Annotated in this window: 14 protein-coding genes and 2 tRNA genes; 8 read left to right on the top strand and 8 right to left on the bottom strand. The window is 44.4% G+C overall.

From position 1 onward, the window contains the following. The first annotated feature begins 59 nt into the window (after positions 1-59). Genes L6475_RS07930 through L6475_RS07920 form a run of 3 tightly spaced genes read left to right on the top strand, consistent with a single transcriptional unit; the run spans position 60 to position 2192 of the window. A complete protein-coding gene (locus L6475_RS07930; protein WP_237818818.1) occupies positions 60-722 on the top strand; it encodes a hypothetical protein in 663 nt (220 codons plus the stop codon). A 30-nt stretch (positions 723-752) separates the two neighbouring features. After that, positions 753-1202, top strand: coding sequence for an NfeD family protein (locus tag L6475_RS07925; protein WP_237818816.1), 450 nt, complete (start codon positions 753-755; stop codon positions 1200-1202). A 36-nt stretch (positions 1203-1238) separates the two neighbouring features. Further along, positions 1239-2192: an SPFH domain-containing protein gene (locus L6475_RS07920; RefSeq protein ID WP_237818814.1), complete on the top strand. Its 954-nt coding sequence runs from the start codon at positions 1239-1241 to the stop codon at positions 2190-2192. A 91-nt stretch (positions 2193-2283) separates the two neighbouring features. Here the strand turns inward: L6475_RS07920 and L6475_RS07915 are convergent, their stop codons facing one another. The 5 genes from L6475_RS07915 to L6475_RS07895 form a co-directional block, all read right to left on the bottom strand. Next, positions 2284-3639 (bottom strand): Y-family DNA polymerase, encoded by a 1356-nt coding sequence (locus L6475_RS07915; RefSeq protein WP_237818812.1) that lies wholly within the window; start codon positions 3637-3639, stop codon positions 2284-2286. Positions 3640-3695: 56 nt separating this feature from the next. Further along, positions 3696-4133: a LexA family transcriptional regulator gene (locus L6475_RS07910; RefSeq protein ID WP_237818811.1), complete on the bottom strand. Its 438-nt coding sequence runs from the start codon at positions 4131-4133 to the stop codon at positions 3696-3698. A 39-nt stretch (positions 4134-4172) separates the two neighbouring features. Beyond that, positions 4173-4574: a thioesterase family protein gene (locus tag L6475_RS07905; RefSeq protein WP_237818808.1), complete on the bottom strand. Its 402-nt coding sequence runs from the start codon at positions 4572-4574 to the stop codon at positions 4173-4175. A gap of 121 nt (positions 4575-4695) precedes the next feature. Then, positions 4696-7980, bottom strand: coding sequence for a carbamoyl-phosphate synthase (glutamine-hydrolyzing) large subunit (gene carB, locus L6475_RS07900; RefSeq protein ID WP_237818806.1), 3285 nt, complete (start codon positions 7978-7980; stop codon positions 4696-4698). Positions 7981-8126: 146 nt separating this feature from the next. Further along, complete coding sequence (locus tag L6475_RS07895) at positions 8127-9335, bottom strand: GH25 family lysozyme (protein ID WP_237818804.1); 1209 nt, start codon at positions 9333-9335, stop codon at positions 8127-8129. Positions 9336-9488: 153 nt separating this feature from the next. Here L6475_RS07895 and L6475_RS07890 point away from each other — a divergent pair. From L6475_RS07890 to L6475_RS07870, 5 genes are all read left to right on the top strand, one after another. After that, positions 9489-9562: transfer RNA gene (locus L6475_RS07890), tRNA-Arg, on the top strand. A 34-nt stretch (positions 9563-9596) separates the two neighbouring features. After that, positions 9597-9670 (top strand) — tRNA-Arg (locus L6475_RS07885). A 93-nt stretch (positions 9671-9763) separates the two neighbouring features. Continuing rightward, positions 9764-10105 (top strand): type II toxin-antitoxin system RelE/ParE family toxin, encoded by a 342-nt coding sequence (locus L6475_RS07880; RefSeq protein ID WP_027455656.1) that lies wholly within the window; start codon positions 9764-9766, stop codon positions 10103-10105. Next, complete coding sequence (locus L6475_RS07875) at positions 10077-10382, top strand: helix-turn-helix domain-containing protein (protein WP_027455657.1); 306 nt, start codon at positions 10077-10079, stop codon at positions 10380-10382. Before L6475_RS07880 ends, L6475_RS07875 begins: the two co-directional genes overlap by 29 nt. A gap of 164 nt (positions 10383-10546) precedes the next feature. Next, complete coding sequence (locus L6475_RS07870; protein ID WP_237818802.1) at positions 10547-11578, top strand: TlpA disulfide reductase family protein; 1032 nt, start codon at positions 10547-10549, stop codon at positions 11576-11578. 565 nt (positions 11579-12143) lie between these two features. Here L6475_RS07870 and L6475_RS07865 read toward each other — a convergent pair. Genes L6475_RS07865 through L6475_RS07855 form a run of 3 tightly spaced genes read right to left on the bottom strand, consistent with a single transcriptional unit; the run spans position 12144 to position 14158 of the window. Further along, complete coding sequence (locus tag L6475_RS07865) at positions 12144-13238, bottom strand: hypothetical protein (protein WP_237818800.1); 1095 nt, start codon at positions 13236-13238, stop codon at positions 12144-12146. Positions 13239-13292: 54 nt separating this feature from the next. Continuing rightward, a complete protein-coding gene (locus L6475_RS07860; RefSeq protein WP_237818798.1) occupies positions 13293-13667 on the bottom strand; it encodes a hypothetical protein in 375 nt (124 codons plus the stop codon). After that, positions 13664-14158 (bottom strand): RNA polymerase sigma factor, encoded by a 495-nt coding sequence (locus L6475_RS07855; RefSeq protein WP_237818797.1) that lies wholly within the window; start codon positions 14156-14158, stop codon positions 13664-13666. The genes L6475_RS07860 and L6475_RS07855 overlap by 4 nt, the downstream gene beginning before the upstream one ends. Positions 14159-14372 lie beyond the last annotated feature (214 nt).

Genomic DNA, 14372 nt, shown 5'->3' with positions numbered 1-14372 from the left:
GCGAACTATTGCAAAGTCAATTGTTTGGTGCATCTCTATTTTTGATTTATCTTTGCACCATGAACGAAACATTGACCATACTTACCAATCGTGAACTCTTTCTATTAATAATAGGAACAGTTACTTATATAACCTTGTTTGTTGTGACTTGGCAGAATAGCAGACGCAAGGTTCTGCTTTTGCAGCAGCGATTAGACAAAGTTCATGAGATGCTGCAGACTCAAGACGTGGAAGCGAACAAGCAGAAAATTGAAGAACTGAAACGACTAATTGCCAAGCTGGGATCAGAAAACTCGATGCTGAGACTGGAATTGGAAGAGAAGAAAGCTCGCCTGGACTATGCGAATACAATGGCGCGAATAGAAAGCGAAAAGCGCGAGCGTGCTGAAGTCGATATATTTACTTCAGATGTATATCTGAATATCCAGAAATATCTAAATGAAGGAAAAAGTCTGAATGATGAACAATGGAAACAGTTGGCAGCGTTAGTTGATGGCATTTATACTGGTTTTACCGACAAATTGTATAGCCTTTACAATCTTTCGGTCAACGACTATCACGTTTGTCTGCTTATCAAGATTCGTTTCCAACCGAAGGATATAGCCTTGCTGACGGCTCATTCTAAAGAAAGTGTGGCTACTACGCGCAGCCGCCTTTACCAGAAGATATTTGGAAAGAAAGGCTCTACAAAAGATTGGGACGATTTTATTTATTCAATATGATAATAATAACCTGTTTAAAATATTAAGCATATGATTGAATATCTTTTGGCCAATATGTGGCAATTGTGGGCGGTACTCGCCGTTCTGGGGTTGATAATCGAATTGACCTCTGGTGATTTCTTCATAATGTGTATCGCCATTGGTGCTGCTGGTGCAGCCGTTGTTGCTCCTTTCACCAGTATCTATGTCCACCTGATTGTTTTCAGTGTGGTCACGCTGTTATGTCTTTGGCAGGTGCGTCCCTTTGCTTTGCGCTATCTTAGGGGTAAAGCTCCTAACCGTTTAAGCAATGCTGATGCGCTGATTGGTCGGAAAGGCCGTGTTACTGAAACCATTCAGGCTCAGGGCTCAGGGTATGTGGCACTCGATGGCGACCGTTGGAAAGCTGTAGCAGCCGACGATACTGCTATCGCTGAAGGTTCTCTAGTGAGGGTGATTTCTCGCGAAAGTACCATTCTGACCGTAGAGTTAGATAACTAAAAGAATAAATAATGTTTCACTTAATAATAATAAACTATGACTCTTACATTCTATTTTCTGATTTTTGTAGCCGTATTGGCTATCATTATTGTAAAGAAATCATTACTTATCATACCTCAGTCAGAGACTAAGATTATTGAGCGATTGGGTAAGTATAATGAAACTCTTCAGGCTGGTGTGAACTGGATTATTCCATTCATTGATAGTGCTAAGAATATTGTAGTACTCTCACACGGCCGTTATAGCTATTCATCGACCATTGATTTGCGTGAACAGGTTTATGATTTCCCTTCGCAGAATGTAATCACAAAGGATAATATCCAGATGGAAATCAATGCTTTGCTTTATTTCCAGATTGTTGATCCTTACAAGGCGGCCTACGAAATTAACAACCTTCCCAATGCTATTGAGAAATTGACTCAGACCACCCTGCGTAATATCATCGGTGAACTGGAACTTGATGAAACACTTACTTCGCGCGATACCATCAACAACAAATTGCGTCTGGTTCTTGATGAGGCTACCGACAAATGGGGTGTGAAAGTGAACCGTGTCGAACTGCAGGATATTACTCCTCCTGCAACTGTACTCAATGCTATGGAGAAACAGATGCAGGCAGAGCGTAACAAGCGTGCACAGATTCTGACCTCTGAAGGTGAGAAAGCTGCTGAGATCCTGGCGTCAGAAGGTGAGAAAACTGCTATGGTAAACCGTGCTGAAGCGGCTAAACAGCAGGCTATCCTTACTGCTGAGGGTGAAGCTCAGGCACGTATCCGTAAGGCAGAGGCAGAGGCTAAAGCGATTGAACTGATTACTGAAGCCGTTGGCAAGAGTACTAATCCCGCTAATTACCTGTTGGCTCAGAAGTATATCCAAATGCTACAGGAACTGGCTACTGGCGATAAGACTAAGACAGTTTACCTGCCTTATGAAGCTACCAACCTTATGGGCTCTATTGGCGGTATCAAGGACTTGTTCAAGAGTGAATAGAATATAACGACTTTGAGTCATTTAAGTCTATACAAAAATCGGGACATCATTGTGATAGTGATGTCCCGATTTTTTGTTTACCTTGTTATCTCTATTTTAGTTTTATGATATCGCTCCAGCGTGTGGTAGGATTCGGACTTTTGAAATCGTGTTTGATAGCATTGGCAAATACATCAACTTTGATTTTCGGTTTAGCATGTTTGCATCCAGTAGTTTCCATGCAATTCTGGTTCTGCTCATGTTCGTCAGTCTCTTTTAGTGTGTACTGCTGTGCACCGATGACAATTGTCTCAGAACCATTAAGTCTATTGATACGATCAATCACTTTGTCCAATCGGCGCATCTTCTCAATCTGTTCAGCATTCAGATCGAATAAATCCTGCTGAATAGGGCTTTCAGGACCTATTCCCATTACGATGACACCCGCCTTTTTGTATTTATAGCCTTGGCGAAAAATCTTCTGAAGTACATCACAGGCTGCGCTGACGATTGGGATAGTACTGTTCGTTGGGGTGATAAGTCGAGTTTCTTGGAAATTCCAGTATTGGGCAAGGTCTTCACGAAATGCATTAGTGTTTACAAATACACCCACAGTAGTAGCTACCGTATTCTGTAGGCGAAGTTTCTCGGAACACCGTGCGGCATAGTTTGAAACATTAGTACGCAGGGTTTCAAAGTCATCAATCATTCCATTGAATGAGCGACTGGTACAGATACTTTTCTTTTTGGCAAGTTCTTCGTTGGGAACAGCATCCTCACCGTTTAGTTCCTGCCAAGTGCGCACAATGTTGATATCGTTGAAAGTTTGGCGAACCCAGTCCTTATGATGCTTGGCAAAGTCGAGCGCTGTCTTACAGCCGAGCGACTGTAGCTTTGCCGCATAACGGCGACCGATGCCCCAAACATCGTCTATAGGGCACCATTCAAGTGCACGTTCGCGTTTGTAGTCCGTATCGATCATGCAGCAATGGTTATAAGCTTCAAACTTCTTTGCTAATTTAGATGCTATCTTTGCCAGTGTCTTGTTCGGTGCCAAACCGATGCTGATTGGTATGCCCACTTCACGTTTTACTCGTTTTTGGAGTCGCTCGCCCCATGTCTGCAACTGTTCAAGTGCTATACCATCGAGATACATAAAGCATTCATCAATGGAGTATCGGAAATAAGCGGGGGTCTCTTTTCGTATGATACTAATTACACGTCCTGTTAACTCACCATATAACTCATAATTCGAAGAAAATACTGCAATTTTGTTGTTTGGAAATAGCTCAGCCAATTGATAATAGGGGGTGCCTTCCTTCACGCCTATGGCTTTGGCCTCGTTTGAACGGGCCACAACACAGCCATCGTTGTTTGATAATACAACAACGGGTACCCCTTTCAAATCAGGTCTGAAGACACGTTCGCATGAAACGTAACAGTTGTCAAGGTCGGCTATTCCGTACATTTTTTAAGCGAAAAATGAAAAGTGATGAGTGAAAAGTGAGTAACTTTCTACTGCAATTATAGTTTTTCAAAAGTCCTTATCAGATGGATGACGACCCCCCATACCTCGAAGTTGTCACCTGCTTCTACCTTGAACACGGGGTAATTAGGATTGGCAGGGCGTAGCTCGATATAACCTTCTGATTTGTGGGTGAGGTCGAGATACTTCATGGTGAATTCGCCGTTCCAATAAGCAACAACAATAGAACCATTGTGTGGGTCAACAGATTTGTCGATGATTACACGGTCACCATCGAAAATACCGGCATCTTTCATCGAATCGCCCTCTACATCACCATAGAATGAAGCCTCTGGATGGCGGATATAATCGCGGTTGAAGTCCAGCGTGTCGTGGATATAGTCTTGAGCAGGGGAGGGAAAGCCTGCTTTCACACCAGCGTGTTGAAGCTCGAGTTTTGTGGCAAAACCGCCCTGACGAATTTTTATGTTGCCCATAATAATCTCGTTAAATGGTTTTTGTTTGAAGGGTTTGAATCATGCCTTCTTTGTTTTGTTCTGTGTGGAGTTGTCAGGATTCAGGAATCTTTCTTTGTTAACAATAAATCTAAGGTGTGTACCTTTGCCAATGAGCGTGTCTTGGGAATAGGCAGCCACTTCGAATTCAATCTTTTTTCCATCAATCTTTTTAACTTCAGCTATGGCCTTGATGGTTTCGCCAATTCTTGAAGGTTTCAGATGCGATGACTCAATATGTCCGCCAACAGTGGTACATCCTTCGGGCAGATAATCTTTCACGGCCTGCATGGCGGCATTTTCCATTAAAGCCATCATCATGGGTGTTGCCAATACAGGCATATCGCCAGAACCAACAGCGATGGCAGTAACGGCTTCAGAAACTATCAACTCGCTGGTATGTTTCAATCCGATTTCTATCATAAATATTTCTATTAATAAATGCTGCAAAAGTACTGAAAAATCGTCAAATAAGGACATAAAAACGGGAGGAAAATAATTCTATTTCCCTCCCATTTTGTCTGTTTCTATAAGTGAAGCAGGATTAAGCGTTGTATTCCTGCCAACTCTTGATCTTGATGTCGTTTTCTTTCATGGCGGTGAAAGCTTCGATGAAAGCTTTAGCCAGACGAACATTTGTCATCAAAGGAATGTTGTGGTCGATAGCACCACGACGAATGCGATAGCCATTGGTCAATTCGCGCTTTGAGTGGTTCTTTGGCACATTGATAATCAGGTCGAACTTGTGCTCAGCAATCATGTCGAGTACATTGTTCTCACCCTCTTCGTCGGGCCAGCTTACTGCTACTGCAGGCACACCGTTCTCATTAAAGAACTTGGCGGTACCACCGGTGGCGTAAACATCATAGCCTTCCTTAATAAGATTCTTGGCAGGCTCAAGGAGAGATACCTTACCCTTAGCAGCACCAGAGCTGATAAGTACCGATTTCTTAGGCAGACGATAGCCAGTGGCAATCAGTGCATTGAGCAATGCCTCGTTCAGGTCATCACCTAGACAGCCAACCTCACCAGTTGAACTCATATCTACGCCCAGTACAGGGTCAGCATTCTGCAGACGTGCGAATGAGAACTGAGATGCCTTCACACCAATGCGATCGATGTCGAACTCAGACTTGTCAGGACGTGTGTAAGGAGCGTCAAGCATAATCTTCGTAGCAGTTTCTATGAAGTTGCGCTTCAGAATCTTTGATACGAAGGGGAACGAACGGCTGGCGCGCAGGTTACACTCGATAACCTTTACCTCACGGTTCTTGGCCAGGAACTGAATGTTGAACGGACCGCTGATGTTCAACTCTTTTGCAATCTTATGTGAGATCTTCTTAATCTGACGGATGGTTGAGAAGTAGATGTGCTGAGCGGGGAATACCATTGTGGCATCGCCAGAGTGTACACCAGCATACTCTACGTGCTCTGAAATAGCATATTCTACCACTTCACCCTTATCGGCAACAGCGTCGAACTCAATCTCCTTGGTCTCCTGCATGAACTGACTAACTACAACGGGGAATTCCTTAGACACCTCAGTAGCCATATTCAGGAAGCGATGAAGCTCTTCGTCATCGTAGCAAACGTTCATAGCTGCACCTGAAAGTACATATGAGGGACGCACCAAAACGGGATAGCCTACCTGTGCAACAAAATCTTTGATATCCTCAAATGAGGTCAGTGCACGCCAAGCGGGCTGGTCAATTCCAAGTTTGTCGAGCATAGCAGAGAACTTGTCGCGGTTCTCAGCACGGTCAATATCTACAGGACTTGTACCCAGTACAGGAACTCCCTGACGGTACAGTTTCATGGCCAAGTTGTTTGGAATCTGTCCACCCACTGATACAATCACACCGCGAGGCATCTCCAAATCGATGACATCAAGCACGCGTTCCAGTGACAATTCGTCGAAGTACAGACGGTCGCACATATCATAGTCGGTAGATACAGTCTCAGGATTGTAGTTAATCATGATACTCTTGTATCCCAGTTTGCGAGCAGTTTGAATAGCGTTTACTGAACACCAGTCAAACTCTACGCTTGAACCGATACGATAAGCTCCTGAGCCAAGTACTACAACCGATTTTTCGTTGTTATAGTAGTTGATGTCGTGTGTATGCTTATATGGCTCACCTGCAGTTTTGTTGCCTGTGGTGAAGTCATCCTGGAAGGCAGGCTTCTCGGCGTAAGTGAAGTACAGATAGTTGGTCAGTTCAGGATGTTCTGAAGCAACGGTCTCAATACGTTTTACTGAAGGAATGATGCCGCGCTCTTTACGCAGTTTGCGCACTTCGAGGTTTTCCTTCTCCATGTTGCCGTTCTGAGGTTTCAGAACGAAGCGTGCTATCTGGAAATCGCTGAATCCGGCACGTTTCACCTCTACCAACAGCTCTGTAGGCAGGTCTTCCAGCTTGTTGTATTTCTGAAGCTCGTGCTTCAAATCTACGATATGCTTCAGGCGCTCCAAGAACCATACATCAATCTTGGTAAGTTCTTCAATACGCTCAATAGTATATCCTTCTTCCAGTGCCTGAGCGATGGCGAAGATACGAAGGTCTGTGGGATTTGCCAGTGCATCGTCCAGATTGTCGAACTTAGTATGATCGTTACCCACGAATCCGTGCATTCCCTGACCAATCATGCGCAGGCCTTTCTGAATCATTTCCTCAAATGAACGACCAATTGACATGATTTCGCCTACTGATTTCATTGAAGAACCAATCTTGCGGCTTACACCAGCAAACTTGGTGAGGTCCCAGCGGGGTATCTTACAAATCATGTAGTCGAGGCTTGGAGCTACGTAAGCTGAGTTGGGAGTACCCATTTCGCCAATCTGGTCGAGGGTATAGCCAAGAGCAATCTTAGCAGCTACGAAAGCCAGAGGATAACCAGTAGCCTTTGAAGCCAGAGCTGAAGAACGGCTCAGACGGGCGTTAATCTCAATGATACGATAGTCGTTTGTCTCTGCATTGAAGGCAAACTGAATGTTGCATTCGCCTACGATGCCCAGATGGCGTACGCAGCGGATAGTGATATCCTGCAACATCTTCACCTGTTCTTCCTTCAGTGAGCAAGTAGGAGCCACAACAATTGACTCGCCAGTGTGAATGCCCAGAGGGTCGAAGTTTTCCATTGAGGCAACTGTAAAGCAGTGGTCGTTGGCGTCGCGGATGCACTCGAATTCTATCTCCTTCCATCCTTTCAGTGACTCTTCCACCAGAATCTGTGGGGCAAAAGTAAAGGCACTCTCGGCCAGTTCCTTGAATGCCTTCTCGTCAGGACAAATACCTGAACCCAAACCGCCAAGAGCGTAAGCTGAACGAATCATAATGGGGAAGCCTATCTCACGAGCAGCCTTCAACGCATCGTCCATGTTCTCTACAGCGTGACTAACGGGAGTCTTTAGCTGAATTTCGTTAAGTTTCTTTACAAAAAGGTCTCGGTCCTCAGTGTTCATAATGGCTTCAACACTGGTTCCGAGAACTTCAACACCATATTCTTTTAAGATACCTTTTTGGTAGAGCTCTGTTCCGCAATTAAGAGCGGTTTGTCCACCGAATGCCAAGAGAATACCATCTGGACGTTCCTTCTTGATAATTTCGGTAACGAAGTGAGTGGTTACTGGCTGGAAATAAACTTTGTCGGCAATACCTTCAGAAGTTTGAATCGTTGCAATGTTCGGATTTACGAGCACGCTTTTGATACCTTCTTCACGCAATGCTTTCAGAGCCTGCGATCCTGAATAGTCAAATTCGCCAGCCTGTCCAATCTTCAGGGCTCCTGAGCCCAGCACTAATACCTTACTGAATTTAGCTTTGGTCATAATGTATTGAAATTTTATGGGTGTGGTTGTTTGGGGTGCAAAGGTAAACAAAAAGCGTGAAAAAACTTTCTGTTTGTCAGAAAAAAATCATCCTTTTTTATTATGTTAATGATTTAAGATAACATAACATAAAGTATTCAGGTCATTTATTTGATGGTTTCGTTCTTCAAAAAGGCCTTCCATTGTGGTTCGTAGCCATTAAAGATGTTTACATCCACCTCTGTCTGTATGCCGTTCACTCTGCCATCTGCCGACAGTTGCCAGAAGTCCAGATGATGTCCAGGTTTGTATTCACCATAACGGGCTATCCAGATAGGGTAGTTTGCTAGCAATTCAGCATCCTGCGACAAGTGTTCGTCCACCAGTCGTTGGTTCACGTAAAGGATAGGCTTTACGTTCAGTCGGCCCTCTACTACTTTTATCCATGACTTTATTTCGCGTATCAATGCGGATGTTCCGCCCATTCTCTTCACCTGTCCATTGGTAGGTTCAATATCGAGTACAGGAGGAAGGTCGCCTTTCTGGAAAATGCCTTCATGCAGAAAATAGTTGGCTTGCAGTCGGCCGCTCTGTACCGTAGAGAAAAAATGGTAAGCACCTACAGGAATGTTGTGCCTTCTCGCATTACGATAGTCTTCTGCAAAGTAACGGTTGCGGATGGTGATGCCCTGAGTGGCTTTTAGATAAGCAAATCTTACAGGATAGTTTACTTCTCCTTTCAGACTCTCTTTGATTCTTCTGCCCAAACTCTTAACTCTAAGGCTTGTCCAGTTGATGCCAAAACGCTTTCGTCCTTTCTCGTGTTGATAGCGTGAAAGGTCTATGCCGTATATCCTTTCCTCGGTATGCTTAATGTGTTCGCCTTTGAAGCGGTTTTTCTGCCATGTTCCAGCTAACAGGCGGGTAGGGGATATACTGATGCTAATACCAAATCCATGACGTTCGTCGTCTTGCCAATGGCCTTCATAGTAAGTGCCATCATTGTTTCGGTAACATCCGTGTCCATGAGCGTCCATCCATCGGTTAAATTCACCTGCATATATTCCTTTTCTGTCAATTCTGGTTCCAATGGTCAGCGTATCATCTTTCCATATACCTATATATATACGTTCGCGCGCGTCATGAGTAATACCTACCCCCTGACGAACACCATTCCTAAGATTCAATAGAGCTAGCGGTGAGATAGGGCCCATATTGCGGTAAGAGCGTATCAAACTATCGCCCACTGTTGCATATCTTACCACCATGTCATACCCTTCATCTTCAATACTGTGGCGTTGAAGGTAGTAGTCCAGTTCGCTGCTGATACTACTGGAGAGAACAAACGCAAATAATAAATATAGCAACTTATGCATTGTTTCCTGATGAAAAATACTTAATCTGACTGCAAATATACAAAATTATCGGCTGAAAACTTCAAAAATAGCACTTTTTTTGAAAAAAGTCATATAAAACATTTGGTGGTGCCAAAAAAAGTCTTTACCTTTGCACCCGCAAACGAGGAACATGGTTCCGTAGCTCAACTGAATAGAGCATCTGACTACGGATCAGAAGGTTGTGGGTTTGAATCCCGCCGGAATCACTTCTTTAGTTTTGCAATAGTTCAATGGAACGTTGGTTCCGTAGCTCAACTGAATAGAGCATCTGACTACGGATCAGAAGGTTGTGGGTTTGAATCCCGCCGGAATCACAAAGAGAGGTATTTTAATACCTCTTTTTTTTATTATTAAAAAATTATCATAAAAAGTTGTAAGATACGACAACTTTTTGTATCTTTGCACCCATGAAGCGTAAGATACTTACATATGGTGGCTATTTTGAGGCGTTCATGGCCACTCTGAAAGAGAAGGAGCAAGAGAAGGTCCAATATGGATTACTTCTCTTGAAAACTCAAGATAGGCTGTCGAAGAAGTTCGTTAAGCACATCAAAGACGGCGTCTATGAACTTCGCACGGAATATGGCGGTAATATCTACCGTGTATTTTTTATCTTCGATGATGGTCAGATAGTAGTACTGTTCAATGGCTTTCAAAAGAAAACCCAGAAAACGCCAGCAAATGAAATAGAAAAAGCAATTAAAATTAAGGAGGCATATTATGCAGACAAACAATCACAAAATCGTTGACTACGATCTCGTACTTGACGCCAAGTTTGGCAAGGAGGGTACACCTGAGCGTATTCAGGCAGAAGAAGCTGCTTATTCTTTCTATTCTGGTCAGATACTCCAGGATGCAAGAAAGGAGGCAAAAGTGACTCAGGAGGAGTTGGCACGTCGTACTAACACCACAAAGTCATATATCTCTAAGATTGAGAATGGTGTCATCGTTCCCAGTGTTGGAGTGTTCTATCGTATCATCAATGCACTTGGATTGAGAGTAGAAGTGGTAAAACCACTTTATTAAGAGTTGACTATTCCAGACCATAACCTATGATGAGACGCGATGATTAATAGTCATGTGGTTTCGGGCAGAGGGAGCTGCATAGTTTTGTCTTTTTGCAATAATTAAAATCCATATGCGAGATATTCCCCAATATTGAGCGTATATATATACAACAACTTAAATATATGAGGATAATTATTACAACTATTTTGCTTCCTCTTGTCACAATGACGAGCTGGGCACAAACAAAAGTCAACATTAAGGGCATAGCAGCAAATGATGCTGAGACTATCTTTCTTTTCAACCAAATAAACATGGGGCAGCCTGTTGACAGCACAAGGGTAAACAATGGAAAGTGGAGCTATAAAGCAGAGCAGCCCGTGGGGCGTAGCATGCTATGCATCGTAGCCGACATCAAACGCATACAATCGCCTCAGGATTTACTTAATAACATGGTTGCCGTGATGGTTGACGAGACACCGACGGAGGTAGATTTGACTGCTGGCACCGTCAAGGGCTCCAAGACCTCTATGGCTATGAATGAGGCTGTCAGGGGATTATATTCGTGTATGATTAAGAATTCGAAAGAAGAGGCGTATAAGGTGATGCATAAGGCTGTGATGGAGAATCTGGATTCTGAAATTCCCGTACATTTCATACCCATGATTGCTGAAGGACTCTCGGCTGGCGACCTTCAGAAGATTTTTGATGCTCATCCTAATTATACTGAGTATCCATCGATGCAGGAGGCCAAGCAGCGTCTGGATCTGCTTTCAGAAAAGTCGGTACGCTCTATAGGCAAACCGTTTATCGACCTGACGATGAACGACACTGAGGGCAAAGCTCATAAATTGAGTGAGTGGTGTGGTAAGGGCCGTTATGTGCTTGTCGACTTCTGGGCTTCCTGGTGTGGACCTTGTCGTGCTGAGATGCCCAACGTGACGGCATGCTACGAGAAATATCACGACAAAGGTCTCGACATCGTTGCCATCTCGTTTGACAACACAAAGAACGCTTGGCTGAACGCCATCAAGAACATGAAGATGCCTTGGGTTCATCTGAGCGACCTGGCCGGTTGGAAGAGTATCGCCTCGGACATCTACGACATCAAGGCCATCCCAAGCAACATCCTCTTTGATGGTGAGGGCAAGGTGGTAGACATCGACCTGCGTGGCGAACAGCTTCAGGCGAAACTCGCAGAGATCTTTTCCAAATAAAATAGGTTCAAAACTTGTATGTATCAAAAATTAACTGTACCTTTGCATCGTTCAGTCCTGGTAGTCCCTGAAGCCATTCAAACTATCAGGTGTTTTTTTGCCCATTTCCAAACTTCCCAAGTACATTTTTTAGGTTCATAATTTGGTGGTAACAAATAAAATGCCTACCTTTGCACCCGTTAAAACGAATAACTAACTTAGTTAAGAGTTTTACAAGGCATAGAGATGCCTCGCGAACTAGAGAAATCTAAATATTATGTCATTTGCTACCGAGGTTAACGGAGTAACAAAAAGACGTATAAGTGATTGAAATACAAGATAGGAGTTAATTCCGCCGGAATCACAAAGGAAAGAAAAAGACCGAGCAAAGTTTACTTCAGCTTGGTCTTTTTGTTTTGATTGTAACCCTTAGCCCGTGGCAGGGCTAAGGGTTCGGCAAAGTCAACTCCGCTGAAATCACAGAGTTCATAAATAAAGACTACCCTTTTTTAGAGTAGCCTATAATTATAAGTGAGAGAGACAGATTATAGTCTCAACAAATCTTTATGCTGTGATTACGTTTTCCTTAATCTATCCAGCCATCCTTGTTAGGCTTGTGACCGCCAGGGATGAGATACTCCTTGTGGTCCTTGATGCGGATGATGTGTTTCCAGCAGCGGGGGAGGCAGTAGGCACCTGTGGTCTCGTCGAGGATAAGGATGTAGAAGTGACCATCGACGGACCTCTCGGCGTATAATGACTGATGCTTGACGGTTTCGTTGATGCTGAATGAATGAGGTTCTTTGTTGCCGATAACAAGTCCTTCCTCATCCATGGTGATAAAGAATTTCTGATTTGGGTTCAAGCCCAAATAGTCGTTCTTCACGCAGAACCGCAATCCTTCTTCTACATCCTTGGCTGACTTTTCTGGCACCACGTAGAGATGTCCCGTCGTCTTGCCACTATAGGTGTGCTCCTCGTCGGGGGCAACTTCTCCGACCAGCGAGGGATTCCCGCCGAGGTCCTCGTATGTTATTTCGTAGGAGGTTTCATAAACTTTCACGCTGTCGACATTCTCCATTAGGTTTTTGATGAAGTCGTTGAGCGGGCGCATATTGAAGGGGTCTTCCCGTCCTTTCTCCTCGCGGATGATGTATTGCATCTGCCATTGGGAGTATTGTTTGTTGCCATTCACCTTCAAGGTTGCAGCACGTGCGGCTTTGAAGCCAACGGAGTAGTCCTGATAGCTGTCTGCACCTTTCAGTTCAATACGTTCTCCGTCCATGCCGTCGAGAGCCAACGCATAGAGCACGGTATCCTTGTCCAGCATACGGTTCTCTTTGTGGTAGCACTGCCGAGCTAAGGAGCAGCCCCAGCGGAAGGCACGGAGGCAAGAATCCTGAATCTCCATGTTTTCCTGCTGTTCCTGTAATCGCTCTTTGGGCAGGTTCTGGTACTCTTTTGACTTGAGCGCCTCTGGCGTAGCACCGATACCGTAATACTCTGTCTCTGTTTTCAGAATGGCGCCGCCCTCATATCTTATCCGCTTATGGGTCAGGGAGTAGTCTTTACTATCCAGATAGGAAACCAAGTTCTCTATGGGGTCTGATGAACTCATGTTCTCTGAAGCACAGGCGCATAACAGCGTACACGCTACTAATAGGAATAATGCTTTTTTCATTGCTGATGTTTTGTTGATGATTATTATGAATAGCAAGACGTCTTTTCTGTTTTATTATAGTTGTGCGATGGCATTCTCCAACTGTCTGCCGCTACGCTCTATCTCGTTGACTATATCTTCGTAGGAAGAAAATTCTGAATAGGATGGGGCGTTGTGATAGTATTCTGGCAGACGGGGTTCGCTATATGAGGTCACGGGTGTGGGGGCGGGCTCCTTGATGACGAACACCGCCGCAACTACCACCGCTGCTATGCCCACTGCCCAAGGCAACATTCTGTGGTAGAGGGGAATGATGCGAGCTTGCTGTTGCCGAGCATCTTCGGCATCCATCTGCGCCATAATTTTGTCCATGAACACATCGTTATCGTCAATCTTCGGACGATAGCCGTGTATTATGTCTCGTAGTTCCTGATCCTTCATATCTGTCATTTCTTACTTAGTTTCGTTCTTAAGTGTTCGCGGCCTCGTGAGAGATAGCCCTTCACCGTTCCTTCTGACACATTCATGATTGTGCAGATCTCCTTGATAGGACGGTCCTCCATATAGAAGAGGAGCACGGCCGTTCGTTCGCTGACGTTCAATCCGTCAATAGCACAATACAGTTCCTGATAGACAAAGCTGTCATCCGAACGTGTAACGGCGGCCAACTCATGCGCCTTGCCAATGTCAATGGTCGTGCCGTGCGTCGTCTGTTTCCGCTGGTGGTCTATCAGCGTGTTGCAGGCAATCCGGTAGAGCCAGGCCGAGAAACCCGCCCCGTCGCCGAAAGAGCGTGAAGCTACGTAGGCCTTCATCAGCGCGTCCTGGGCCACGTCGTCAGCTTCTTCGTTGTTGCCGCTGCATGCCGCTAACAGGAAGCGGCGCAAGCTTGGGAGCTCTTTGCGGACGAGTTGGGTGAATTCTTCTCGGGTCATTGACATATTTGTTTCTGTTATATAAACGTATCAACATGCCAAAAGGTTGTAAGAAGACTCAATTTTTTTCTTCTTCCCCTAAAATCATTTGGATGAATAACAAAATAATAACAACTACTCCCATATCAGTCGTATAGGAGCAGTTGTTTTTTCACCATATTCAACTATAAGCATTTGCAGTAAAGAAATGCTGAAAATGCCGATAATTATTGGCTAATTG

It is taken from the genome of Prevotella sp. E9-3 (assembly GCF_022024015.1).
In the GTDB taxonomy this organism is placed as follows: domain Bacteria; phylum Bacteroidota; class Bacteroidia; order Bacteroidales; family Bacteroidaceae; genus Prevotella.
This window is presented reverse-complemented; position numbering and strand designations above follow the sequence as displayed.

Bases quoted from the DNA above. Each gene is read 5' to 3' on its own strand.
- L6475_RS07930 (WP_237818818.1), top strand. From the start codon at position 60: ATGAACGAAACATTGACCATACTTACCAATCGTGAACTCTTTCTATTA.
- L6475_RS07925 (WP_237818816.1), top strand. From the start codon at position 753: ATGATTGAATATCTTTTGGCCAATATGTGGCAATTGTGGGCGGTACTC.
- L6475_RS07920 (WP_237818814.1), top strand. From the start codon at position 1,239: ATGACTCTTACATTCTATTTTCTGATTTTTGTAGCCGTATTGGCTATC.
- L6475_RS07915 (WP_237818812.1), bottom strand. From the start codon at position 3,639: ATGTACGGAATAGCCGACCTTGACAACTGTTACGTTTCATGCGAACGT.
- L6475_RS07910 (WP_237818811.1), bottom strand. From the start codon at position 4,133: ATGGGCAACATAAAAATTCGTCAGGGCGGTTTTGCCACAAAACTCGAG.
- L6475_RS07905 (WP_237818808.1), bottom strand. From the start codon at position 4,574: ATGATAGAAATCGGATTGAAACATACCAGCGAGTTGATAGTTTCTGAA.
- carB (WP_237818806.1), bottom strand. From the start codon at position 7,980: ATGACCAAAGCTAAATTCAGTAAGGTATTAGTGCTGGGCTCAGGAGCC.
- L6475_RS07895 (WP_237818804.1), bottom strand. From the start codon at position 9,335: ATGCATAAGTTGCTATATTTATTATTTGCGTTTGTTCTCTCCAGTAGT.
- L6475_RS07880 (WP_027455656.1), top strand. From the start codon at position 9,764: ATGAAGCGTAAGATACTTACATATGGTGGCTATTTTGAGGCGTTCATG.
- L6475_RS07875 (WP_027455657.1), top strand. From the start codon at position 10,077: ATGCAGACAAACAATCACAAAATCGTTGACTACGATCTCGTACTTGAC.
- L6475_RS07870 (WP_237818802.1), top strand. From the start codon at position 10,547: ATGAGGATAATTATTACAACTATTTTGCTTCCTCTTGTCACAATGACG.
- L6475_RS07865 (WP_237818800.1), bottom strand. From the start codon at position 13,238: ATGAAAAAAGCATTATTCCTATTAGTAGCGTGTACGCTGTTATGCGCC.
- L6475_RS07860 (WP_237818798.1), bottom strand. From the start codon at position 13,667: ATGACAGATATGAAGGATCAGGAACTACGAGACATAATACACGGCTAT.
- L6475_RS07855 (WP_237818797.1), bottom strand. From the start codon at position 14,158: ATGTCAATGACCCGAGAAGAATTCACCCAACTCGTCCGCAAAGAGCTC.